General features: G+C 65.0%; 19 protein-coding genes and 1 tRNA gene. 11 read left to right on the top strand and 9 right to left on the bottom strand.

Features of this window, described 5'->3' with window-relative positions:
• The first annotated feature begins 38 nt into the window (after positions 1 to 38).
• Positions 39 to 818, top strand: a complete 780-nt coding sequence (fabG, locus tag HKW67_RS03775) for a 3-oxoacyl-ACP reductase FabG (RefSeq protein WP_171224120.1) — start codon at positions 39 to 41, stop codon at positions 816 to 818.
• A 33-nt stretch (positions 819 to 851) separates the two neighbouring features.
• On the opposite strand, the gene mtgA is transcribed toward fabG, so the two are convergent.
• The 3 genes from mtgA to HKW67_RS03790 form a co-directional block, all read right to left on the bottom strand.
• The gene (gene mtgA, locus HKW67_RS03780) at positions 852 to 1,613 is read right to left on the bottom strand and encodes a monofunctional biosynthetic peptidoglycan transglycosylase (RefSeq protein WP_171224121.1); all 762 of its coding nucleotides are present in this window, start codon (positions 1,611 to 1,613) and stop codon (positions 852 to 854) included.
• A gap of 3 nt (positions 1,614 to 1,616) precedes the next feature.
• The gene (locus HKW67_RS03785) at positions 1,617 to 2,576 is read right to left on the bottom strand and encodes a lysophospholipid acyltransferase family protein (RefSeq protein ID WP_171224122.1); all 960 of its coding nucleotides are present in this window, start codon (positions 2,574 to 2,576) and stop codon (positions 1,617 to 1,619) included.
• Between the two features lie 119 nt (positions 2,577 to 2,695).
• Positions 2,696 to 3,724: an OmpA family protein gene (locus tag HKW67_RS03790; RefSeq protein ID WP_171224123.1), complete on the bottom strand. Its 1,029-nt coding sequence runs from the start codon at positions 3,722 to 3,724 to the stop codon at positions 2,696 to 2,698.
• Positions 3,725 to 3,963: 239 nt separating this feature from the next.
• Here HKW67_RS03790 and HKW67_RS03795 point away from each other — a divergent pair, with 239 nt between their 5' ends.
• Genes HKW67_RS03795 through HKW67_RS03810 form a run of 4 tightly spaced genes read left to right on the top strand, consistent with a single transcriptional unit; the run spans position 3,964 to position 10,308 of the window.
• Positions 3,964 to 4,869 carry a cation diffusion facilitator family transporter gene (locus tag HKW67_RS03795; RefSeq protein WP_171224124.1) on the top strand — a complete coding sequence of 302 codons (906 nt, stop codon included), beginning with the start codon at positions 3,964 to 3,966 and terminating at the stop codon, positions 4,867 to 4,869.
• Complete coding sequence (locus HKW67_RS03800) at positions 4,866 to 5,321, top strand: pyridoxamine 5'-phosphate oxidase family protein (RefSeq protein ID WP_171224125.1); 456 nt, start codon at positions 4,866 to 4,868, stop codon at positions 5,319 to 5,321. The genes HKW67_RS03795 and HKW67_RS03800 overlap by 4 nt, the downstream gene beginning before the upstream one ends.
• Positions 5,321 to 6,145, top strand: coding sequence for a PPK2 family polyphosphate kinase (locus HKW67_RS03805; protein ID WP_171224126.1), 825 nt, complete (start codon positions 5,321 to 5,323; stop codon positions 6,143 to 6,145). Before HKW67_RS03800 ends, HKW67_RS03805 begins: the two co-directional genes overlap by 1 nt.
• The gene (locus HKW67_RS03810) at positions 6,142 to 10,308 is read left to right on the top strand and encodes an ATP-binding protein (RefSeq protein ID WP_171224127.1); all 4,167 of its coding nucleotides are present in this window, start codon (positions 6,142 to 6,144) and stop codon (positions 10,306 to 10,308) included. Before HKW67_RS03805 ends, HKW67_RS03810 begins: the two co-directional genes overlap by 4 nt.
• A 20-nt stretch (positions 10,309 to 10,328) precedes the next feature.
• Here HKW67_RS03810 and HKW67_RS03815 read toward each other — a convergent pair whose 3' ends face one another.
• Both HKW67_RS03815 and HKW67_RS03820 read right to left on the bottom strand, forming a co-directional pair.
• Positions 10,329 to 11,147 (bottom strand): CsgG/HfaB family protein, encoded by an 819-nt coding sequence (locus HKW67_RS03815; protein ID WP_171224128.1) that lies wholly within the window; start codon positions 11,145 to 11,147, stop codon positions 10,329 to 10,331.
• 92 nt (positions 11,148 to 11,239) lie between these two features.
• A complete protein-coding gene (locus HKW67_RS03820; protein WP_171224129.1) occupies positions 11,240 to 13,897 on the bottom strand; it encodes a DUF5916 domain-containing protein in 2,658 nt (885 codons plus the stop codon).
• Positions 13,898 to 14,051: 154 nt separating this feature from the next.
• On the opposite strand from HKW67_RS03820, the gene HKW67_RS03825 reads away from it, so the two are divergent.
• Positions 14,052 to 14,125 (top strand) — tRNA-Pro (locus tag HKW67_RS03825).
• Positions 14,126 to 14,189: 64 nt separating this feature from the next.
• Here the strand turns inward: HKW67_RS03825 and HKW67_RS03830 are convergent.
• Entirely contained in the window at positions 14,190 to 14,783 is a 594-nt protein-coding gene (locus HKW67_RS03830) for a hypothetical protein (RefSeq protein WP_171224130.1), read from the bottom strand.
• A gap of 484 nt (positions 14,784 to 15,267) precedes the next feature.
• On the opposite strand from HKW67_RS03830, the gene HKW67_RS03835 reads away from it, so the two are divergent.
• From HKW67_RS03835 to HKW67_RS03845, 3 genes are read left to right on the top strand one after another with little or no spacing between them, the layout of a single operon-like run.
• Positions 15,268 to 15,672, top strand: coding sequence for a hypothetical protein (locus HKW67_RS03835; protein ID WP_171224131.1), 405 nt, complete (start codon positions 15,268 to 15,270; stop codon positions 15,670 to 15,672).
• Entirely contained in the window at positions 15,669 to 16,028 is a 360-nt protein-coding gene (locus HKW67_RS03840; RefSeq protein WP_171224132.1) for a carboxypeptidase-like regulatory domain-containing protein, read from the top strand. The genes HKW67_RS03835 and HKW67_RS03840 overlap by 4 nt, the downstream gene beginning before the upstream one ends.
• Positions 16,029 to 16,056: 28 nt before the next feature.
• A complete protein-coding gene (locus tag HKW67_RS03845) occupies positions 16,057 to 16,485 on the top strand; it encodes a hypothetical protein (protein WP_171224133.1) in 429 nt (142 codons plus the stop codon).
• A gap of 17 nt (positions 16,486 to 16,502) precedes the next feature.
• Here HKW67_RS03845 and HKW67_RS03850 read toward each other — a convergent pair whose 3' ends face one another.
• The 3 genes from HKW67_RS03850 to HKW67_RS03860 all read right to left on the bottom strand — a co-directional run bounded on the left by HKW67_RS03850 (position 16,503) and on the right by HKW67_RS03860 (position 18,832).
• Positions 16,503 to 17,795: an AfsR/SARP family transcriptional regulator gene (locus tag HKW67_RS03850; RefSeq protein ID WP_171224134.1), complete on the bottom strand. Its 1,293-nt coding sequence runs from the start codon at positions 17,793 to 17,795 to the stop codon at positions 16,503 to 16,505.
• A gap of 193 nt (positions 17,796 to 17,988) precedes the next feature.
• On the bottom strand, positions 17,989 to 18,258 hold the full coding sequence (locus tag HKW67_RS03855; RefSeq protein WP_206044594.1) for a hypothetical protein: 270 nt from the start codon (positions 18,256 to 18,258) through the stop codon (positions 17,989 to 17,991).
• Positions 18,259 to 18,364: 106 nt separating this feature from the next.
• Positions 18,365 to 18,832 carry a DUF1269 domain-containing protein gene (locus HKW67_RS03860; protein ID WP_171224136.1) on the bottom strand — a complete coding sequence of 156 codons (468 nt, stop codon included), beginning with the start codon at positions 18,830 to 18,832 and terminating at the stop codon, positions 18,365 to 18,367.
• Between the two features lie 121 nt (positions 18,833 to 18,953).
• Here HKW67_RS03860 and HKW67_RS03865 point away from each other — a divergent pair, with 121 nt between their 5' ends.
• Complete coding sequence (locus HKW67_RS03865) at positions 18,954 to 20,528, top strand: FMN-binding glutamate synthase family protein (protein WP_171224137.1); 1,575 nt, start codon at positions 18,954 to 18,956, stop codon at positions 20,526 to 20,528.
• A 29-nt stretch (positions 20,529 to 20,557) separates the two neighbouring features.
• Positions 20,558 to 21,754, top strand: a complete 1,197-nt coding sequence (locus HKW67_RS03870; RefSeq protein WP_171224138.1) for an alpha/beta hydrolase — start codon at positions 20,558 to 20,560, stop codon at positions 21,752 to 21,754.
• Positions 21,755 to 21,784: the final 30 nt, after the last annotated feature.

Genomic DNA, 21,784 nt, shown 5'->3' on the forward strand with positions numbered 1-21,784 from the left:
CCCTTGCACGGCTGAGGCCGCACGATAGTTTGGCGCGCATGCATATCGATCTGACACAGCGCGTCGCGGTAGTGACCGGCGGCGCAAACGGCATTGGACGCGCCACGGCGCGTCGTCTCGCGCAAAGTGGCGCCCGCGTCGCGATTTGGGATCGCGTTGCCGCGCTCGGTAACTCCGTTGCAGCCGAGCTTGCCAGTGAAGGATTGGAGGTCGTGTTCGTCGAGGCCGACGTGACACAGCGCGACAGCGTCGAGGCAGCAGTAACCGCAACCGTGGCACGCTTCGGCGGCATCGACATTCTCATCAACAACGCCGGCGTCACGCGAGACGCGCAGTTGGTGAAGATCAAGGACGGTGCCGTGACGGGAGGCATGACGGACGACGAGTTCGATACCGTCATCGCCGTGAATCTCAAAGGGGTATACACGTGCACGCAGGCCGTGGTCCCCGAGCTGCTGAAACGCGGCGGCGGACGTATCGTGAACGCATCGTCGGTGGTGGCGCTCAATGGCAACTTCGGTCAGACCAACTACGTGGCCACGAAGGCCGGCGTCATCGGCATGACGCAGGTGTGGGCGCGGGAACTCGGTAAGCGAAACATCACCGTGAACGCGATCGCGCCGGGGTTCATTGCCACTGAGATGACCGCCCGAATGCCGGCGTCGGCGCTCGAGGCCATGCAGGCGCACACACCAGCCGGTCGCCTCGGCTCACCCGAGGACGTGGCGAACGCCTACTGTTTTCTCGCGTCCGAGTTCGCCGCGTACATCAATGGCGCCGTGCTCACCGTGGACGGCGGTCTGGTGATCGGCACCTAACGCCGGGGAACGGCTGGCGACTACGCCTTGCGGCTAAGCCTTGCGTGCTTTTCTCGACGGTGCGGGCGGTTCGGTCTTCGGCGCGGCGTACTGCATCCGCATCAGAATCGTCGCCGCGCGTCGGGTCGCGATCGAGCCCTTCGGCGACCACCGCCGCGGGGCCGGGAGAATGGCTGCCAGCCGTGCAGCCTCCTCCCGCGTCAGATCGGCTGCACTTTTGCGAAAGTGCAGCTGAGCGGCTGCCTCGGCGCCGAATGCGTTTGGCCCCCATTCGGCCAAATTGAGATACAGATCGAGAATCCGCTCCTTCGACAGGATCAGTTCGAGGAGTAACGCGATGTACGCTTCGATGCCCTTCCGCACGAAGGAACGTCCGTTCCAGAGGAACAGATTCTTGGCCACCTGCTGCGTGAGCGTGGATGCCCCACGCAGCTTCCCGCCGCGGCGCCGGCGTTCGAGCGCGTTGTTGATCTCCACCGTGTCGATGCCGAAGTGGAGATAGAAACGATCGTCTTCGGATGCCAGCACCGCGCGGCGGAGATACGGCGACAACTCGCGGCGCGACACCGTGGTATGCGCCGGCCAGATCGGCCGCTCGCCGTTGGCGGTCCGCGCGACCACGCGCTGCAGCATTACCGATGTGATGGGGGGCTGTACCATCGCGAACAGCAGAATGAACGGGATCGGCAACACCATGAGAATGAGCGCGATCATCGCCAGCCGCTTCACGATGGCACGCCAGCCGGTGACGCGCTTCGCGGTCTTGGGGCGTTTCGACTTCTTGAAAGGGCTCACGGATTACGGCTCGCCCAGATGCGGCGGCGTATCGGGCGGCTGGCGACGCCAACGCCGATGCTGCCAGAAGTATTGCTCAGGGTACTCGCGGACGAGGCGCTCGAGGATCTGCGTGTAGCGCAGCACGATCGCGTCGATATCAACCTCGCGATCCCCAGTGCGTTCGACCTCCACCGGCTCGATGAGGATCGCATAGCGCCCGCTGGGCTGACGAACGACACCCACGAACACCGTGGGGACATCGAAGCGCAATGAGAACACGGCGGGGCCGCGCGGCGTCTTGGCCGGGCGGCCGAAGAAGGGCACGAAGGTGCTGGCGAGCCCCAGGGCGTCGTGGTCGCTCACAAAAGCGATGGCGCGGTTCTCCCGCAGCGATCGCGGCGTACGCCGCACGGCATCCTTGTCGTGAATCACTTCCATGCCGATCTCTCGCCGCGTGCGTGTGAGATAGGCATCGAAGATCGGGTTGGCCATGCCACGGGCCACGACATCGATGGGAATACCGCGCGCCGCGAAGTACGCGCCGCCGAACTCCCAGTTCCCCAAATGGCCGGTCACGATGAGCAGACCCTTGCCTTTGGCCATCGCCGCCTCGACCAGCTCCCAGCCTTTGACGCGTTCCACCCGGTCGAGCACGTGCTGCGACGAGGTCCCCGGGAGCACCGCCGTTTCGATGGACGTTCGGCCGAGGCTATCGTACGATCGGCGCGACACCTCGAGCACGCGCTCACGGGAAAAGTCGGGAAAGGCGGCAGCAATCTGCCGCTCCACGACGCCGGCCCGGATGCCCACGGGGCTATACACAAAGCGTCCGATCAGGCCCCCCACCCAACTCGCACCGCGCCAGCCGAGAAGCCGGAGCCCGAACACCGCGATGCGCGTCCCGATGTACTCCAGCCGGTGCGAGAGCGTCGCAGGCTTCGCCTCCGGCTTCGCCGTGGGCTTGCTCGACGGCGCGGGCACTGGGGCAGGGGTGTCTGAAGTGTTCATGCGTCGCACAATCTAACTGGATCACAGTCGAACGCCGCGTCGATCCGAAGATCGACGCGGCGTTCGCAGTACTGCAGAACCAAGGACGAGCCTTAGTTGGTCAGCATCACCAAGACGCGGCGGTTCGTCGCACGGCCGTTGTCGGTCGTGTTCGGAGCAACCGGGTCCTTCTCACCCTGCGTACGCGCCACGACACGCGATTCCGCCACGCCCTTCGACACGAGGTAGGCCTTCGCCTGATCGGCGCGGGCCTGACCCAGCGTTTCATTGTAGCGCTCCGAGCCGATCGCGTCGGTGTTACCCGTGACGGTGATCGTGCGCGAAGAGTTGGTCGGCTCGACCAGCGACGCCGCAATGACGTCGAGGATCGTCTTCGCTTCGTTCGAGATATCGCTCTTGTTGAACGCGAAGTTGATCGCGCCGATCACGATCGGACGGGCCGCCGGCCCGGCGATGCGAACGGTGTCGATGCGATTCACGTAGACCGTGTCGCGCTGTGATACGCGCACGGTGTCATACTGCATGCGCGGCTTGGGGTCGCGAGTGAAGAATGACAGGCTCAGGCCAGCCTGAGCGCCGAGGTTGAACGCGGCGGCACGAGCCACCGGCTTGGCGTCGTCGTCGGCCGGCAGCACGTACGTGCCGGTGCCTTCAAAGCGCGCCGAGAGGCGATCATTGATGACGTAGCGCAAGCCGAGCAGGCCCTGCGGGCCACCACCACGCGGTGCCACGATGCGCACGCGGCCATACGAGTCATACGCATAGCCCGCTCCGGCCAGCAGCTTGAGGCGATCGGAGAGCGGATGGTTGTACGTCAGACGGTAGGCCCACAACGCGTGGGACACCTTGTTGAGGGTGTCGCGCGACGTGTCGCCGGTGCGCGGCAGGTTGACGTCGACATCGGCGTAGCTGAGCTCCATTTCAAGGAGCCAGTTCTTGAACGCGTAGATACCGGCGCGGCCACCGAGGCCGAGACCGGTGTCAAGCTTCAGCGTGTCGGCAAACTTGGTGACACGGCCGAAGGCGCCGAGTTCGATGGCACCTTGACGCTGCGCGAACGCGGACGCCGGAAGTGCAACGCTGAGCGTGGCACCGATGATGAACTTGTGCAGGGTACGCATATCCCTCCCGAATAGGTTTGCTTTGATGAGCGCGGTCACCAACGTCCGTCAACGAATTGGGACGAAAGGAGTTAGAACCGTTGTCGCACTCACCGTCTAGTAACTTACGTCGCCAGAGTCTCCCGGCAACAGTAGCTACATCACACAAATGATGCCACGAGCGTCACAGGGACGACTTCAAAGGGAGGGACGATCGAGAATGGTCATCCATCACACTTTCCCACTACCTTTCGCCACAGATGAGCTCGGACCCTTCTTCCCGTCCCCCCGTTCCCCAGTCCCAGCGGCTCGCGCAACTCGGATTGGTGATCAATGCGGGGTTGGCGGTGATCAAGCTGGTGGCCGGGCTGCTCGGGAATTCCTACGCATTGGTCGCCGACGCCGTCGAGAGTTCGACTGACATGATCGGTTCGCTGGTAGTCTGGAGTGGTCTCCGGATCGCCAGCCGGGATCCCGACGAGCTCTATCCGTTCGGCTACGGACGCGCCGAGGCGCTCGCAGCGGCCACCGTGTCCGCTCTTATGCTCGGCGCCGCGACGGGCATCGCCATCGAAGCCATCGCGGAGATTCGCACGCCGCACCATGCGCCCGCCTGGTGGACACTGCTCGTGTTGGCGATGGTCATCGTGGTCAAGGAACTGCTCGCCAAGCGGGTGATGGCCGTCAGCGAGGTGTCAGGTAGCGTCGTCGTCGCGGCCGACGCGTGGCATCATCGCGCCGACGCGATCACCTCCGGTGCGGCCTTCATCGGCATCGCCCTCGCACTGGTCGGCGGTCCCGGGTGGGAGCCGGCGGATGATTGGGCGGCGCTGGTGGCGGCCGGCGTCATCGTGATCAACGGCAGCCTGTTGCTGCGCACCGCGCTGCGTGATTTGATGGATCGTGCGCCTGAACCGTCCGTGCTGGCGACGGTGTCGGACGCCGCGCGTGGCACGCCCGGTGTGCTCGCCATCGAGAAGCTCAAAATCCGCAAATCCGGTACTGCATTCTACGTCGACATTCACGTGCAGGCCGATCCTGCGCTTTCGCTCCATGACGCGCACATTCTGTCCGGTATGGTGAAAACCGCGATTCGGCAGCGGGTGCCGGCGGCCATGGGAGTGCTGATTCACATGGAGCCGTTCGAGCCGACGGAGGAAGCATGACCAAGCCGCCTGATTTTCACGTAATCGATCGATCGGAATGCGAGGCGCTGCTCACGGCGCAGCACGTCGGTCGTCTCGCCTTCACTTTTCGCGATCGCGTCGACATCGAGCCGATCCACTACGTGTACGCGAATGGACACATCTACGGTCGCACGCAGTACGGCACCAAGGTGAACGTGCTCGCGCATCATCCGTGGATTGCGTTTGAGGTCGATGAGATCACGGCGCTGTTCGAGTGGCGCAGTGTGGTCGTGCACGGGCGCATCGAGTTTCCCGATCCTGACGGGCCACCGGAGGATGTCGAACGGTTCGGCCAGGCAGTAGAGATGTTTCGCACACTGGTGCCCACGGCCTTCGACGCGAACGACCCCACGCCAGCGCGCGAACTGGCGTTTGTGATCGCGGTGCAGGAGATGACGGGTCGCGCGGCCACGATCGGCGGGACCGACTGATGGCGAATCCTACGTCGTCGCTGCGGCTGTCGCCGGTCGACCTGGACGAGAAGATCAAACTCGGGAGTAAGGCGGCGCGGATCGAGAGCTCGCTCGACAAGACCGAACTGGAGGCGGCCACCGCCACGCTCCTCGCACGGCTATCAGAACTGCAGGACGCCTTTCACGCCGACGGACGCCACGCGTTGCTGTTGGTCCTGCAGGGCCGAGATGCCTCGGGAAAGGACGGGGTCATCAAGACGGTGTACGGCGCGTTCAATCCCACCGGCGTACACGTGGCGGCCTTCGGCCCGCCTACGCCGCTCGAACTGCGTCATGACTTCCTCTGGCGCGCGCATCAGGTAGTGCCGCCGCGTGGCATGATTGGCGTCTTCAACCGGTCGCATTACGAAGACGTCCTTGCGGTGCGTGTACGCGAGCTGGTACCCGAGCCGGTGTGGCGCGCCCGGTACGATCACATCAACACGTTCGAGCGCATGCTCACCGACAGCGGTGTCATCATTCGCAAGTGTATGCTCCACGTGTCCCGTGAAGAACAACATGATCGCTTGAAGGCACGACTCGACGATCCGACGAAGAACTGGAAGTTCCGGCTGGAAGATCTGAAAGATCGCGATCGATGGGATGCGTATACCGACGCGTATCGAGAGATGCTCGAACGCTGCAGTACGCCCTGGGCACCGTGGTACGTGGTTCCATCCGACGACAAGGCGGTGCGCAATCATCTCATCGCCCGGATGCTGGTGGAGACGCTCGAGTCTACCAAGTCGGCGTATCCGCCGATGGACGAGGCCGTGCGGGCCGCTGCCAAGGGTTTCGCGTGAGTCGTGGCACCAATGGCGTGGCGGGGGCGCTGTTTTCCGCGCTTCTGTGTTTGGGAACGGCACCGCAGTCCGAGGCACAACCATCGCCATCGTTCGCGGCGGTGATTCCGGCGGCGGCTGAGCTGCGCATGTTGGCCGAGCGGCGGTTCGATGGAAGCTCCGGTCTGCGTAGCTCCACCGTGTACGCCCTGGACGTCGACGCACGTGGCCAGCCGTGGCTTGGCACAGAGGACGGCCTGTACTCGTATGCTGGCGGCACGTGGCGACGCGAACCCCTGCCAGCGGAGTTCGCCGACCAGCAAGTGCGGTCATTGCTCTTCAGCACTGATCATTCCCGATGGATGGGCACGCGCCGCGGCGTCCTCCGATCGCGGAGCGGATTGCCGCTCCAGCGGTTCTCGGAGGCGGACGGGCTTCCCGGACCAGTGATCTACAGCCTGGCGGAAACGCGTGCGATCGACGGAACGTCCCGCGTTGTCGTGGGCGCGTCGAACGGCGTCGCGTTCTTCGACGGCGCGAAGTTCGTGCGCATGACGCTTCCTGCGGGGATTTCACCGCTCGGGATGATGGTGACGGCGACGAGCGGTGCAGATAGCGTACCCGAACTCTGGGTCGCCTCGTCGCTCGGCGGCGTGGCGCGATATCGAGAAGGCGCATGGACCGCCTTTACGGCGCGCGAGGGCCTCGATACCCCAGACGCACAGTACCTCGCCGCGGCTCCCGGCGCGCGCGGCGCGCGAGTGTTCGTGGCGGGCATCGGCGGTGTGTACGCACTCGATGCAACCGAACGTCGTTTTGTACGACTCGCCGGCTCGCCGGCTCGCGCCAATCGCGTGGCAGCCGTGCCCGCGCTGTCCGGTGGGTTCACGCTTTGGGTGGGTACCACCGACGGACAGTTGTATGAGTCGCAGGGGAACGGCATGTGGCGCGCGATCCCGTCGAATATCTCCGAACGCCGAGGGACGGTCACACTGCTGCGTGCAGTCCCGCGCCACGCTGGCGGCGCTGCCGTGTACATCTCGGCGCGTGGCGGTCACCTCTCACGGCTGTCCGTCGGTGTCGCGGGCACTGTCGATTTGCGCAGTGGAGGCTACGAAGAGCCTTTGACCGCGGTACTTGCGGTGTCAGCCGCTGGTGGCCGAGACGAAGTGTGGATGGGATCTACGCGCTCCGGTTTGATTCACCTGGCATCGGATGGTCGCGTCGAGCGGCTGGTGCGCCCGAACGGCACGTCGTACGGCACGGTGCGTCAGATCGCCTTCGTGCGTCTCGATCCGTCGTTGCCGGTCGGGCAGAAGGTATCGTCGGCCGCGGCGCGCATGATCTTCGTGGCCGATGGGCGTCTCTTCGTCCGGCGTGACGGTTTGATCGAGTCGTTCGGAGCCGGGCTGGATGATCGCCGCGTACATCGCGTGCAACGTCTCACGCTTCCTGACGGTCGCGATGCGCTCGTGGCCGCAACAGACCGCGGCGTCGTCGAGTGGACCGGGACGCGCTGGATGCCCTCATCGCTTCCGGTGAGTGGCTCGGTGACCGCTCTTGCGTCGGGAGATGTAAACGGGGCGCCGGTGATCTACGCAGGCGGTGCGCACGTCGTGCACCGCCTCATGGCGTCGGGCAGCGCGCTCGAGAGAATTCCCGACGTCGGAGCACGAGCGCTCGGCACCGGCGTCGTCAGCGAGATCTGTCGGATGCCGGTTGGCGGATCTCCGCATCTGTTCGCACTCGATAGCGAGCGCGGCGTCTTCTGGCGCAAGGAGGACGGAGGGACGGCGTGGACACTCTTGCCGCCGCGGCTTCTCTCGCTGAGCAGTTCGCTGGGCCCGACCTCGATTCATTGCGGCCGTAACGGTCTGCTACTGGTCTCGACGCTGACCGGTCTGGCCGCGGTCGATGTGACGAAGTCGGATACGGCGCAGTGGCGGGTCGCCACGCAGGTGTCCGAATCGGATGGACTTCCCTCGAGCGAAGTGTCGTCCGTTTCGATCGGCGGGTCGACGGATGTCGTATGGGTCGGCACCTCAGCCGGACTTGGCGTCGTGGATTTGACGGCAGCGCGCCGGCAGCTTCCTGCCCGACTCGAACTGCGCGCAACGGCCGAAGCAACCGCACGTGAGCTCGCGGACGACCTCGTGCTCGATCCTGACGAGAACGACCTGCACGTCGAACCGATGCTCTTCACGTACCATCGTGAGGAGGAGACGCGATATCGCGTGCGCCTGCACCGCCGCAACGCCATCTTCGGTGGTGGTGATGAGGTCGACGGCGGTAGTGCTTCGGTGGGCATCGTCGATAGTGTCCCCGAGGCGAGGCGCTCGGAGTGGCTCGATGCACCGAACCGGTACTATCTCGATCTCGAGTCCGGTGACTACGACCTCGAGGCGTGGGCGTACGACTGGGCAGGCCGCGAGTATGGACCCGTGCGGCGGACCTTCTCCGTGCGTGCATCGATTTGGCGGACCTGGTATGCACTTGGCCTGTACGCCGCGTTGGCGGTACTGCTGGTGATCGCCGCATTCCGCTGGCGGGTGAATGTCATCCGCAGCAACGGATTGCGGTTACTGGAGAGCGAACGTCGGTTGCGCGACAGCGAGCGCAAGTTCCGCACGATCTTCGATCGCGCCATGGATGCGCAGTTGCTGGTGGATGACGGTCGCGTCGTCACGGGGAATGCGATGGCGGCGACCTTGTTCGGCGTCTCGATGCCGGAGCAGCTGCAGCACCGTCCACTCGACGAGCTCGTGTCGTTGCCGCCAGGCACGGGCGCGACAACGCCGCCGCCGCAGGAGTTCACGGTGCGGCGCGGTGACACGGAAGTTCCGGTGCAATGCACGGTGACCGCGGTACCGAACGAGGGAAGCCTGCTGCGCCATCTCGTGATCCGCGATCTGAGTACGGTCCGTCAGGCGGAAGCGGAAAAGGCGTGGTTCGAGGCGCAGATCCGGGAGGCGCAGAAGCTCGAATCCCTCGGCACACTCGCCGGCGGCGTTGCCCACGACTTCAACAACCTGCTCGGCGTCATTCGCGGTAACGCCGAGCTCGCAAAGAGCGCATTGCGAAAGGGGCGCAGCAACGAGGAGAATCTCGGTGCGATTCTCGATGCCAGCGACCGTGCGCGCGATGTTGTGCGGCAGATTCTCACCTTTAGCCGACGGTCCACCCCGACGCGCGAGTACGTGAATCTGTCGCGGCTGGTCCTCGACCTCCAACCGCTGTTGCGCCGCATGATTCCGCGCACGGTCACGCTCGTGATCGAGGGCGCGGAACACTCGCAGTTGATGATGGGTGATCCCACCCAACTGCAGCAGCTGATGCTCAATCTCGTGTCGAACGCCGAGTACGCGATGCGCGACAAGACCGATGGCGTGCTCACCATCGCGCTGTCGTCGCGTACGGTGCCGGATTTCGCGCCCGAGCCGCACGGGTCGGTCGTGGTTCTTCAGGTCCGCGACACGGGCGATGGTATGTCGGCCGATGTGCGAAACCGGATCTTCGAGCCCTTCTTCACCACGAAGCCGACCGGCGAAGGCACCGGACTGGGCATGGCGGTGCTGCATGGTATCGTGGTGTCACATCTTGGTCGTGCCGATGTGATGAGCGAGATCGGCCATGGCACCACGTTCGAAATCGTCTTTCCGCGCGCGATCATCGAGGGGCTGTGGGACGAAGAACTCGACGAAACCGAGATGATCACGGAGTTCGAAGCCGAGGACGAGATGTCAACGGAGGCGTACGGGAGCGCGATGGACGCGGACGAGAACGATGTGCTCGAGCAGAGTCCGTACGCCGGTGCCTGTCTGGTCGTCGTGGATGACGAACCGGGCGTATCACGCGTGGTCGAGCGCGCGCTGCAGCATTATGGACATGTCGTGCACGTGTTCTCGCAGCCCGAGGCGGCGCTCACGTTCATTCAAGGGCAGCCGTCGGCGGTAGACCTGCTGATTACCGACCAGACGATGCCGGTCATGACGGGTGATATGCTGGCGGAGGCGGTCCATATGCTGCGGCCGGACATGCCGGTGTTGATTCTCACGGGCTTCAGCCATCGCCTTACGCCGGAGCGGATTGCGGCCGCTCGCGCGCATGCGGTATTACTCAAGCCGGTGGCACTCGATGATCTGCGGAAGTCGGTCGACGAGGCACTGGCGAGTGCGCGCGGCTAGGTCGACTGTGCAGTGCCCGCTTAGTTCGCGGGCGGCCACTTCCGCTTGATCAGCTTGTTGATGCCGGTGTTGATACCGTTCTTGGCCTTTTCCTTCGAGCTCTGTGCCGCCCGCTTCTTGATTTCGTCGGCGGTGATTTTCACGAAGGTGCTGTTGGGATACTTCGCGACCACCGGCGCGATCTTGAGTGTGGCGCCACCGTAGTCACCGGCATCGGCCATGCTCATCGCGTTGGAGAGTTTCACCACCGCGTCGAGATCGTCCACGCGATTGGCTTCCTGTCGCGCATCGAGCCGCGCCTCGTCTTCCGGCGTGAGCGCAATGTCGAGATCCTTCACCAACTGCCGCGCCAGTTTCTTCTGCAGGTCGAAGAACTTCTCTTCCTTGCCGGTCACGTTGGCGGTCTTCACGATGGCGCCGGTTTCGACGCGGATGATGCGCGTGTCGATGCGCATTTGCGGATCCACCGCGGCGATCGAGCCGATCACGATGTACTGCGCCCCTGAGAGACGTCCCACCTTGACGGCGGTCGTCGAGTCGAAATAGCGCGAACGCTGCTGATCGATCTCCTTCGTGACATCGGCCAGCCGCTCACGCTCCAACAGCTGAATGTCGTTCACCGCGGCGAGGTCGGTTGTCATCATGGCCGCCATGCCTTTACCGAGGTGATCGTAGTCCGACTTGCCGGTGTTGTTGTCGAACGTGAGCACGGCGACGGTCTTTCGGGCTGCTACCGCCGCTGGCGTGATCGATGACGGTATCGATGACGTCGTGCCGGGAGCGAGAGACACAGGTGCCAGGCCGAAGGCCAATAGCAGGACGCGCAGGGCAGTAGGCATATGAGAAAGGTGCGGTCGGCGGTCTGGATGTCAATTCGCCGGCGGCCGCTTTGACGGTGATCCGGTGTGACATTTGCACGTCGGGAGCAGCCTCAGCGGCGTCCCCCGAGCCGCACGGGCAACCAGTAACTGACTTTGACGGCCAGGAAGTTGTCACCGCTGGCGCGGGTGGTACGGAACAGATCACTTGCGCGGGCGGGGTCGCCGAACGCCTCGGCGGTCCGTCGGTTCTGCTGCCAGACCAGGAAGAAGGTGCTGCCCGGCGTCCATTCCCATCGCATCACCATGTTGGAACGGAATGACAGAATGTTGAAGTCGCGATTACCGATCGTGAACGACTGCGTGCCGTCGGTGATCGTGCGTGTGCCGACGGAGTCCGTGGTCATCGTCGTGCCATCGGTGCCGTATTCCCGTAGTACACGACTGCGCGGCGCGGAGAGTTCGCCCACGCGCGAGAAATGTCCGCTGGCCACGAACGGCTCGGCGTACGCCTCGAGCGACAGGTTCGGCGAGAACGCGTAATTGGCGCGGAGCTTCGTGGAAATCGTGGTGCGGTCGATGAACGCGAATATGTAGCGCGTTGCGTACGTGCGGGTGCCGCCCGCGATACTCGTGACGTACTGGCGTGGGTCGACCCCCGACTGGAACGTGGGTTCGGCCGATACCGACACGCGCGGCGACGGCCGTAGCGTGAGTTGGGCGGCCGCGTCACGACGCCATGCGCCGAATTCGTCGGTGCCCCACGCGCCGTTCACGCGCCAGCCGGTGCGCGCGCCGGACTGATTGCTGAGACGGAGTTCCTGACGGAAACGCTTGGGGGTGCCCATGTACGGACCGCCGCGGGTGAGCGCGTCGTCGATGGTGGGCAGTTCGATCTGGTTGCGTACGTTGGCGCTCCAGAAATTCTTGAATGTGAGGTTGGTCGTCTGCGCCCACGTATTCAGCTGATGCGCGCCTTCGAAATTCCACGCGCCGCGGGTGTCGAAGCCCAATCGCCAGTTCTGCAGGATGCGACCCGGTACGGTTTCGCGAATCTGAATGTCCGCGTTGTACTCGACGTCATCGGTGGACTGCAGGCGCCCGAGATCGTTGACCTCGTAGCCGGGCGACTCGACTTTCACTTCGGCGCCCCACAGGATGTGCCGGCCGGCGTCTTTGTCGGCGCGGAGCTGCGCGGAGTATCCCGAGAGCGAGGTCTTGAGCGGATCATACATCGCGTTGCGCCGATCGGGCCGTTGATAGAGGCGCGTGTTGGCGAGTTGCAGGCGGCGTATCGACGCTGTGTCGCCGGCGACGTGCGTGGCGGCCACGAATCCGGTGATGGCGTACTTGCCTTGCTGAAAGCGGAGACGCCAATCGGCCCCCGCATAGTAGCTCTCCCGGGCCAGCAGCGACGCGAGCGACGGGGCATTGCTGAACTGCCGCTGCACTGTGGTGAAGGCAACACCAACGGTAGACGCCTGCTTGCCGATTTCCTGCTGGAGCCGCAGCACCCCGTAGGCGGCGCGCGGTTCGACCGCGACGGACCGGGTGAGACTCGAGTCGCTGATGTGCACGCGCGCCTGCTCGTCGCTGGTCACGGCGGCGACGGCGCCGATGGAGAGGCGACTCGGCAGGCGGCCGGTAAGCTTGGCGGCACCGAGAATCGTGCTGGCGCGCGGGATATCTACGAAATCGCCGGACGCCGTGCCGCGCGGCGGTGCGCCGATACGACGGGGATAGAAGTATCCCGACACGGGACCACGCACCATTTCACTGCCTTCGGTAAAGAAGGGGCGGCGTTCGTCGAAGAACGTTTCGAAGGCGGAGAGATTCACTTCAGCCGGATCGGCTTCGACTTGACCGAAGTCGGGATTCACCGTGGCATCGAGGGTGAGACTGGAGCCGACGGCCATCTTAGCGTCGAGTCCCATGCGACCGGCGAAGGGGCGGTCGAGCGGATTGTTCGCCACCGAGGTCGCGCGTCGGGTCGCGTCACCAGCCACGTACGGTACCAGCTCCACGGGGCGCGTGGTGGTAAGATCGTCGAGCCCCTCGAGGGTGCCGAAACGGGAAATGAACCCCGTTTCGCGCGGCGAGATCATGGCCCACTGAACGACTTCATTCTTGTCGGGCATCCACCGTTCGAGCTGCAGGCCCCAGCGCTGTTTCGCGACTTTCGGAAAGCGTAGCTGCGAGAGCGGAATACGCATCTCGGCCGTCCATCCGGTCGCGTCCTCGTGTGCGGCGGCGCTCCAGACGGGATCGAACTGACTCTCGCGTCCGTCGCCGTCCGCGTCGCGGGTATGGCGATAGTCGGAGCGCACGCCAGCCACCGACACACTGAAGCCCACGCCGGTGCGTCGGTCCATCTGCGGATCGAAGGTGATCGTGAAGCGTTCGGCGGTGCCCGCTCCGTCGCGGCGTGTCACGGCGCGTTCGATGTCGCGCGGATTCACCCGTCGCATACGGGCGCCCACGTAGATGGCGTCGTCGTCGTAGGCGAGATACACCTGCGTGCCTTCGGTGGCGGGCTGTCCCTCGAGCGGCTGGCGCTGCACGAAGTCTTCGACGGCGGGGATGGGGGTCCACGCGGCATCGTCGAGCCGGCCGTCGATCTTGGGCGCGCGTGATACGCGGACGGCGCGGGCGACCTTGGGCGACGGCTGGGCCGCGAGCCGACGAGGGCTGGTGGCGCTCACGCCGATGATGACAGCGACGAGCGCGAAGCGACGGGGCAGGGACAGCAGACGTGGAGCGAAACGGGGCACACGGTACTCAGCAAAGGCGGGCGGAGGCGGTCGAGAAGGGTACGCAGCCGGGGGGCGCCTCGTTCGACACCGTGGAATCTGGCGGGGAACCACTGGTATGGAACGGCCGAGGGGATTACGTTCTTCAGTCTGTCCGCGGGATGGTTGACCGCGACGGGATGTGGCGCAGCCCGGTAGCGCACCTGAATGGGGTTCAGGGGGTCGCAGGTTCGAATCCTGTCATCCCGACTGCATAACAGTCGATTTTACAAGCACTTAGCCTCGGCCTCGCGCCGGGGCTTTTTGCGTTCGATCAAAGATAGGAATCGGCGAGACCAAGCCAGCCACTCGATGCGTCGAGGGCCCAGTCACCGGTGTTGTCACCCAGAACGGCAATCATTGACAGCGCGGCAAGTGTGGTCAACGGGTGCGTCTCGGCCGCGCGCACGACTACGGCGACGGTGTCGGGCAACAAGGCCACGCTCCCTACCACCGAGCGACGCTCGACGTGGTCTCGGGGATGCCACGGCGACACCCCGTCGACCAAATACTGAGGATGCCGCGCCTGTGCCCATCGCAGAAGGAATTCGGTGTCGTCCAGCGCTTCGGCATGCTCGATCTCGGTGATACCGGCGAGCTCGCCGAATTGACGCCGGTTTCGCCACCACTCCTCGAGTTCCGAGGGGACCTCGCCCAATTCCATTTCCGTCGCGCCAAACGGAGGTTCTCGGCCGAGCTCGATACGCTTCATCGCGAGGTATCGCGACTTGAGCGTCACGAGCGAGCCCGCGTCGGTCAGTGCGATCAATCGGGGCCAGTCTTGCTTCTCAAATGCGTCCAGGGCAGCCGCCACCACCGCCTCGGCCCGTGGAACACGATCTCCGATATCTGGTCTTGATTCAGACATGCATTCCCTCCCAGAGGTGGCACACCAAGCGGCATACGAGTCGCTTCCAACGGAGAAAGTGCATCGTCCGCGCCGACGCGGCCATCGTCCGGCTTCCGCACCGCTTCGCATGACCGGCGCATGACCACCTCAACGTGAGTCCCACGCATCGGCCGCAGGTCGTCGAGCGTCCCCACGCCTTGCGGAACTTCGGCACCAACACCGAGTCTCCAGCGCGGCGCAAGTGGCAACAATTGCGATACCCAAGGCTGTGTTTCTTCCACTGCAACCACTGGATTTCACGGAGTCCACAACGCCATTGTTCGGCTGTTATTCGTGGAGCCGCTCTACGTTCCGCGGCACTTCGAGTTGAATTCCAATGCACTGCCGACGACGTGAAGCGTCCACCCAACCGGAGGGGAATGTGAAAGCGCGAAACTGGCACGATTGTTCTCAACACGAGCTCGCGCCAATCGGTGCCGCTGGCGATCGGCCTCCGGCAATCGTGCGCAGTCTGCGTGCGCTCGCCCCAATTGCGCTCGCGCTAAGCCTGCTGGCCTGTGACGACGATGCCGGCGGCTGCGGTGGTGGAACCTGTCCCTTCAGCTCCGTCGCGTTCGCGACCATCGAAGGAACAGTGTTGCGCGCGAATGGTCAGCCGTATGTCGTCGCGCCATCGGCGGGTCTGACCGTGAGCTGTGCTGGATTTTCGACGACCGGCGTGGGCACGAATGCGCAGGGCCGCTTCACCGTGAAGATTGATTTGCCATTTCCGCCGCCGGGCGCGCAGGTGCAGTGCGCGTTCGGCGCGGCGGGCCAGACGTTTGGTGGCGCGCGAGCGTCGGTGGCATTTGGCACGCAGGCTGCGGATCGACCGGTGACGGCGGTGTTGTTGCAGGAGGGCGCGTGAAGGCCGCGGCCGGCCTCGCGCTGCTGATGGGCGGCTGTGATATGGCGAACTGTGTGGCCATGCCGTGTCCGTTGCCGATCGCGGTAGAAGGCGTGGTCACGAATGCCGCCGGCGGCCCGCTTCCGGGACTCTTCGTCGACGTGGTCGCGCCGTTTACGACGCGCGTGTCGTGCGATGCCACGACCGGGCGCTGCGTCGTGCCTGGCAATGCGGGCAACTACACGCTGCGATTTGGTGCCACGGGCTATCAGACTGTTGAGCGTAGCGTGAGTGTCGCGCGCGTTCGAGCCACGACGGATTGCGGCTGTGACGCCGCGACGACGCAGCAGGTTTCACTGACACTGGTTCCACTCTAACGCCGCCGTCTTCCAACCGGAGCGTCTTGTGAACATTCGTGTATTTCTTCGCGCACTCGCGATCGCTGCGGTCTGCGCCGGTTGTCGTGCACACGGTGCGACGGCGCCGAATGCCGGAGAGGTCAGTCTAGTGGTGCGATCGGTCAGCGGTCCGACCTCCGCGACCAGTCTCCAACTCGAGATCATCAATGCGAGTGAGGCCAGCCTCGGGTACAATCTCTGTGCCAATGGCCGCCTCGATCGACTCCGCGCCGGACAATGGGACGTGGTCGATATGAGTGGGAGGGCGTGCACGCTTGAGCTCAGGGTGCTTGCCGGCAATGCAAAAACGGAAGAGGGATACCGTTTGCCGTCAACGACTGAAGCCGGGACGTATCGCCTCGTGGTCGGGTTTTCGGTTGAGAGCGCTGGCGGCGGCCGCGTCACCGCGTCGACGGATCCGTTTGTCGTGCCGTAGCGGCTGACCGGATTCTACTATCGCTGCACAACGCGCCGCTGCCGCTCGTCGACGCCCACGACCACGCCAAGCTGCTTCCCCTCGATCCAACACCACGGCGCCGTTTCGTATCCGACGTGTTCGTCGGGATCGCACGTCTCCGTCGAGCGCAGCCAGCGATAGAGCTTGCTCACGGCGTCCGACGCGGCACGGTTGCCGTTGACCGCGACCGCCGACGTCGCGGGACCGGTGATGGTCTCGAGGTTTGACGACCCGCGCTCCGCCACACGCGTGCGGGACAGGTCTCGATAGAACACAAATGAGACGCGCAGGGAGTCGCCTTTGGCCCGCGACAGCAGGGGTTGAATAGCCAGAGCTGCCTGCGTGGTACGTAGGAGCTCGGCGATCTGCATAGTCGTAGTGGTCGGCATGTTCGTAGCGCGCAGCTCCCGGTCGAGGCGCACGGTGATCGACTCCGGTACGGTCTGGAAGAGCGTCTGCCGCTCCACGGTGTAGATCCACCACGACATGTGCCGTAATACCGAGTCGTACGCCGGCTGTCCGGTCACGTTGCGCGGTGGAAGCACGACCACGCGCCCGAGGTGTGCGGTGTCGATCGACGCGATGCGAGCCTCAAGTCGCGCGCGGCGGCTCTGCTCGGCGAGTTCGTGAAGAGTTTCCGGTCGTGGCCGTGCCGGCGAGCGCGCCAGCAGCGCTGCGGCCAGCGCCAGGATGGCCATTCCGATCACCCCGCCGACCACCGCGCGCGGCGCGTCGAGCATGCCGCGCGCACGTCGCCGCGGCGTAACCGTCGCTGGGAAGTCGAGCGGCTCGGCCGGCGAGGAGGCCGGCATCGAGGCCGGCGACGAGCGAGGTCGCGCATTGGCGCGCGCCCGGATCATGTCGCCGTGCATTGCCGCGATCCGTTCGCGCACGCGCTCCGCCCAGTGCTCGAACTCGACGGCTCCAGCGAATGCGACGCCATCGAGAAACGGGCCTCGGTAGCAAGCGAGCGCCGCAGCGTGATCGCCGGCCTCGCCCGCGCGGAGAAAATCGCGCACGTCCGAGGCGATCACATCGGCATTGATCGTCAGTTGGCTGGTACCGAGTACCACATCGGCGCCACACTCCCGTCGTAGCGCGTACAGCGTCTGGGCCAGCGTGCGACGCGCGCGTTCAGGCGACACGTCCGGCCAGAGCAGGGCGGCGAGCGCTTCGCGATTGACCGCGCGCTCGGTCTCCGGGTCGGCCTCTACGGCCAGATAGGCGAGCACCGCGAGTGGCTTGCGACGGGCCTCGCCAAGTCGGTGGTCGTCCGCGTGCAGCGCCAAATCGCCGAGCGCCTGCAGCGTAAAGCGAGGGAGCGGGTGCGGTGCGTTCCTTGTTCGCTAAAAGCTGGAACGGGGTGGTTCGCGTAGGCCTTGCCGACAGCGTTCACGATGCCGCTTCGCGGTCAAATGCCACTCACGACCGCGTCAAATCCGCATTCCCGACGATCAAACCATGTAACAATACGCGCCGATCTTACCGCCGGCTGATCGCTCCGATCCACCGGCTCGCATTCCCGCGCCCGTCCACCCACGACACAATCAGCCGGCACTCGGTCGGTCCCGGTGACTGCGCGATGTCGAGGCACACTTCCTTGCCCGGTCCCAGCACGCGCGGGCGCGTGCCCTCCAGCCAATCGGTCCGGTCTTCCTTCTCGGCCATTAACTGAATGCCGAGCTCCAGCGCGACCTCGTCGCCGACGTTGCGGATCGTGACCTGGCGAGTACGGCCACGTCCGTGGGGCACTGCGGTAAGAATGGCCGAACGCTGCATGCTGCTCCGAAAACTGGGTGAATCGAAGCCTACTCGGCGGCCGCCGTTGCGGACAAGACCGCCGAGTGGGCTAAGCGATTCAGGACGAGAGCCCGGCGATGGCCGCCGTCAGATCGCTTTCCGTGCTGGTGCCAATCACGGTCCCGCCGCCCTGCGTGAGCACGTCGGTGGCCCGCGCGATGTCCGTGTCCGCGACCAACAGCACGAGCATCGAGCTGTCGGGCGCGAGTCCCTCGCCCATCTGCTTGAGCAGGGCGTCCGGGAACCCGCGGTCAATGAAGTACGCCGCCAGCGCGCCACCGGCGGCCAGCGTGATCGTACCGACGCCGGGTAACAAGAGACCCGCGATCGCGCCCACGAGCGCGCTCTTTCCCATTCCCCAATCCTGCGACTCCGTAAACTCGACCTCGCCGCTCTCGTTACGGGTGACGACGGCGGTATTGCCGAGTCCGACGGCGGCGCCCTTCAACCGATCGAGGGTGCTCTCAGCGCCCTTGGGAGTGGCAAAGCTGGCAATGACAATACGACGGGCGACTGCTTCGGCCATACGGAACTCCTGCGCGCGAGTGAAAGGGGGCGTCGTCTGATGCGACGACGCTTGAGGCGTCGTACCCCGCAAATGCCCTGCCGACTCGCCATCACGCGCCTTCCGGCCGATACTCGCCATAATGCGTACCCAATTCCTGATTGTGTCGACCGGCCTCCTGCTGCTGGTCGCGGCGGCCTCCGCCATCTGGCCCCCGGCCTGGCTGTCGCTGTTCATCATTCTGCCACTGATCGGTCGCGGCGTGGCCGACATGCAGCAAACCAAGCAGGCCATCAAGCGGAACTTCCCGCTCATTGGGCACGCGCGTTATCTGCTGGAGATGATCCGGCCCGAGATCAATCAGTATTTCATCGAGTCGAACAGCGACGGCAAGCCATACAGCCGCAACGATCGCTCGCTCATCTATCAGCGTGCGAAGGGTGAGCTGGATACCCTGCCATTCGGTACGCAGAAGGATGTGTACGCTACCGGCTACGAATGGATCAACCATTCGCTCGCGCCCGCGCACCCGGATGCGGCGTTTGCGCGTGTGACGGTGGGTGGGCCCGATTGCACGCAGCCCTACTCGGCGTCGGTGTTCAACGTGTCGGGGATGAGCTACGGCTCACTGAGCAAAAATGCGGTGCTCGCACTCAACACCGGTGCGAAGATGGGCAACTTTGCGCACAACACCGGTGAGGGCGGACTCAGTCCGTATCACCTCGAGCCGGGCGGCGACATCATCTGGCAGATCGGCACGGGCTACTTCAGCGCGCGCGACCGGCAGGGGCGATTCAGCGAGTCGGAGTTCGCCAAACGCGCCGCGTTGCCGAACGTGAAGATGATCGAGATCAAGCTGTCGCAGGGCGCCAAGCCGGGGCACGGCGGCATCCTGCCGGCGTCAAAGCTCACCCAGGAAATCGTGGAGATTCGCGGGGTGGAGCCCGGTCACGACGTGATCTCGCCACCGGCCCACACGGCGTTCTCCACCCCCACGGAACTGCTCCAGTTCGTGAAGCGCTTGCGTGACGCCTCTGGCGGAAAGCCCGTTGGGTTCAAGCTGTGCGTTGGCAAGCGACACGAGTTCCTCGGCATCATCAAGGCCATGATGAGCACGGGCATCACGCCGGACTTTATCACGGTCGATGGCGGCGAGGGCGGGACGGGCGCGGCACCGCTGGAATTCTCGGATTCCGTGGGCACGCCGCTCAACGAAGGGCTGTCGTTCGTGCACAATGCGCTCGTCGCCAGCGAACTGCGAGACCGCATTCGCGTGATCGCGTCGGGCAAGGTGAACACCGGCTTCTCGATGGCCACCAAGATCGCCCTCGGCGCCGACATGTGTAACGCCGCCCGCGCCATGATGTTCGCCATCGGCTGCATTCAGGCACTGCGGTGTAACAGCAACCAGTGCCCGACCGGTGTGGCTACGCAGGATCCCGCGTTGGTGGGCGGGCTGCATGTGGGAGACAAGTCGCACCGCGTGGCCCGGTATCATCGCGAAACGGTGAAGAGCTTCTTCGAGGTGCTGGGCGCCGCGGGACTGCAACGGCCGCAGGATCTCAAACCGTGGTTCATCATGAAGCGCGTCAGCGCCATGGAGATCCGCAGCTACGCCGACATCTACCCGCAGCTTATGCACGGGCAGCTGCTCATCGACCCGTCGACCACGGGCATGTCTCGTGCGTGGGAGAATGCGAGCGCTGCGCACTTCTAGGACGCTGCCAGAACACTTTATCGGGTGACATGTCTCACGCTTCAATGGGCGCGCGTCGTGGGCGGTTGTGGACGATCCTCGCCGTCGTGCTGCTCGGCGGCGCCGGGTGTGCACCGCAGCGGCCGGTAACCACGCCAGCGCCCCAGTCGTCACCGGCGGCGTCGGTACGACTGGCCGACACGGTGTGGTACATCTCCGCGCGGGCCCGTGAGGCTGGGCGGGACACGCGACGGTTCGCCGATTCGCTCGCGTACGGGCTCGCCATTCACACGTATCGTCGCGCCGCCGACGTGCTCGAAGACGGTCTGGACATCGCGGTTGCAGACTCCGTGATGCTGACGCGCAGCGAGTTTGTGCGCGGTATCCGGGACGCGACGGGCCGCGATGCGACCGACGACTTCGCCGTGTTGTTCGTGCACGGCTATGGCACGTCGCAGCGCGAGTGCTGGCGATACGCGGCGGAAGCGCGGATTCGCTCCCGCTCGCCGGTGCCCTGGGTGGCCTTCTGTTGGCCGTCGAACGGCGCCGGTTTCGAGCGGCCAACGCGAAATGCAATTCTCGATCGCGCCTACCGCAGCGACTCGGCGGTGGCCGTGGAAAGTCAGCCGGCCTTGGTACGCGCCACGGAGGTCATGCTCGACGCGCTCCCCGCGTCCCGACTCATGCTGGTCTCGCACTCGCTTGGCGCGCAGCTGCTGGTCGGTGCGCTCAGTGATTCCACGGCGCTGCGTGCGCGGCTCGCGCGTGAGGCCACGCGGGCGATCGTGTTCGCGGCGCCCGATCTTGATCGCGACCGCTTCGCAGATTCGGTGGTCGCGAACCTCCAGCCGCTCACCGAACGCCTGGTGCTGTACGTCTCGGGGCACGATCGCATGCTCGCGCTCTCGAGGGTTCGCAGCGGCACACCCCGCGCAGGAGAGCGCCGCGACGGACCGTTGCGGCGTGGCGCTCTCGAGACGGTCGATGCCACCGAGGGCCTCTCGGCCGAGAATCGTTTTGCTGAGCTCTTCGGCACCCACCACGCGCTGCGCCGCGCGTCGGGCATTCTCTTTGACATGATCTACGTGGTCGGTGCGCGCCGTCCGCCCGAATGCCGCGAGGCGTTCGGAACGGGCACGTGGAGTGCCGAGGCCGGATGGGTGCTCACTCCGATCCGGCCAGACCGCGTGACGGTCGGCACGACCTGTGCTGCTGCGACGAGCATCGACCGCCGGGTCCCTCGATAAGTCGCTCCCCGGATGGTTCGCGGTCCGATG

This window comes from Gemmatimonas groenlandica, from assembly GCF_013004105.1.
Taxonomy (GTDB): Bacteria; Gemmatimonadota; Gemmatimonadetes; order Gemmatimonadales; family Gemmatimonadaceae; genus Gemmatimonas; species Gemmatimonas groenlandica.

Bases quoted from the DNA above. Each gene is read 5' to 3' on its own strand.
- fabG (WP_171224120.1), top strand. From the start codon at position 39: ATGCATATCGATCTGACACAGCGCGTCGCGGTAGTGACCGGCGGCGCA.
- HKW67_RS03805 (WP_171224126.1), top strand. From the start codon at position 5,321: ATGGCGAATCCTACGTCGTCGCTGCGGCTGTCGCCGGTCGACCTGGAC.
- HKW67_RS03830 (WP_171224130.1), bottom strand. From the start codon at position 14,783: ATGTCTGAATCAAGACCAGATATCGGAGATCGTGTTCCACGGGCCGAG.
- HKW67_RS03865 (WP_171224137.1), top strand. From the start codon at position 18,954: ATGCGTACCCAATTCCTGATTGTGTCGACCGGCCTCCTGCTGCTGGTC.
- HKW67_RS03795 (WP_171224124.1), top strand. From the start codon at position 3,964: ATGAGCTCGGACCCTTCTTCCCGTCCCCCCGTTCCCCAGTCCCAGCGG.
- HKW67_RS03870 (WP_171224138.1), top strand. From the start codon at position 20,558: ATGTCTCACGCTTCAATGGGCGCGCGTCGTGGGCGGTTGTGGACGATC.
- HKW67_RS03815 (WP_171224128.1), bottom strand. From the start codon at position 11,147: ATGCCTACTGCCCTGCGCGTCCTGCTATTGGCCTTCGGCCTGGCACCT.
- HKW67_RS03790 (WP_171224123.1), bottom strand. From the start codon at position 3,724: ATGCGTACCCTGCACAAGTTCATCATCGGTGCCACGCTCAGCGTTGCA.
- HKW67_RS03800 (WP_171224125.1), top strand. From the start codon at position 4,866: ATGACCAAGCCGCCTGATTTTCACGTAATCGATCGATCGGAATGCGAG.
- HKW67_RS03860 (WP_171224136.1), bottom strand. From the start codon at position 18,832: ATGGCCGAAGCAGTCGCCCGTCGTATTGTCATTGCCAGCTTTGCCACT.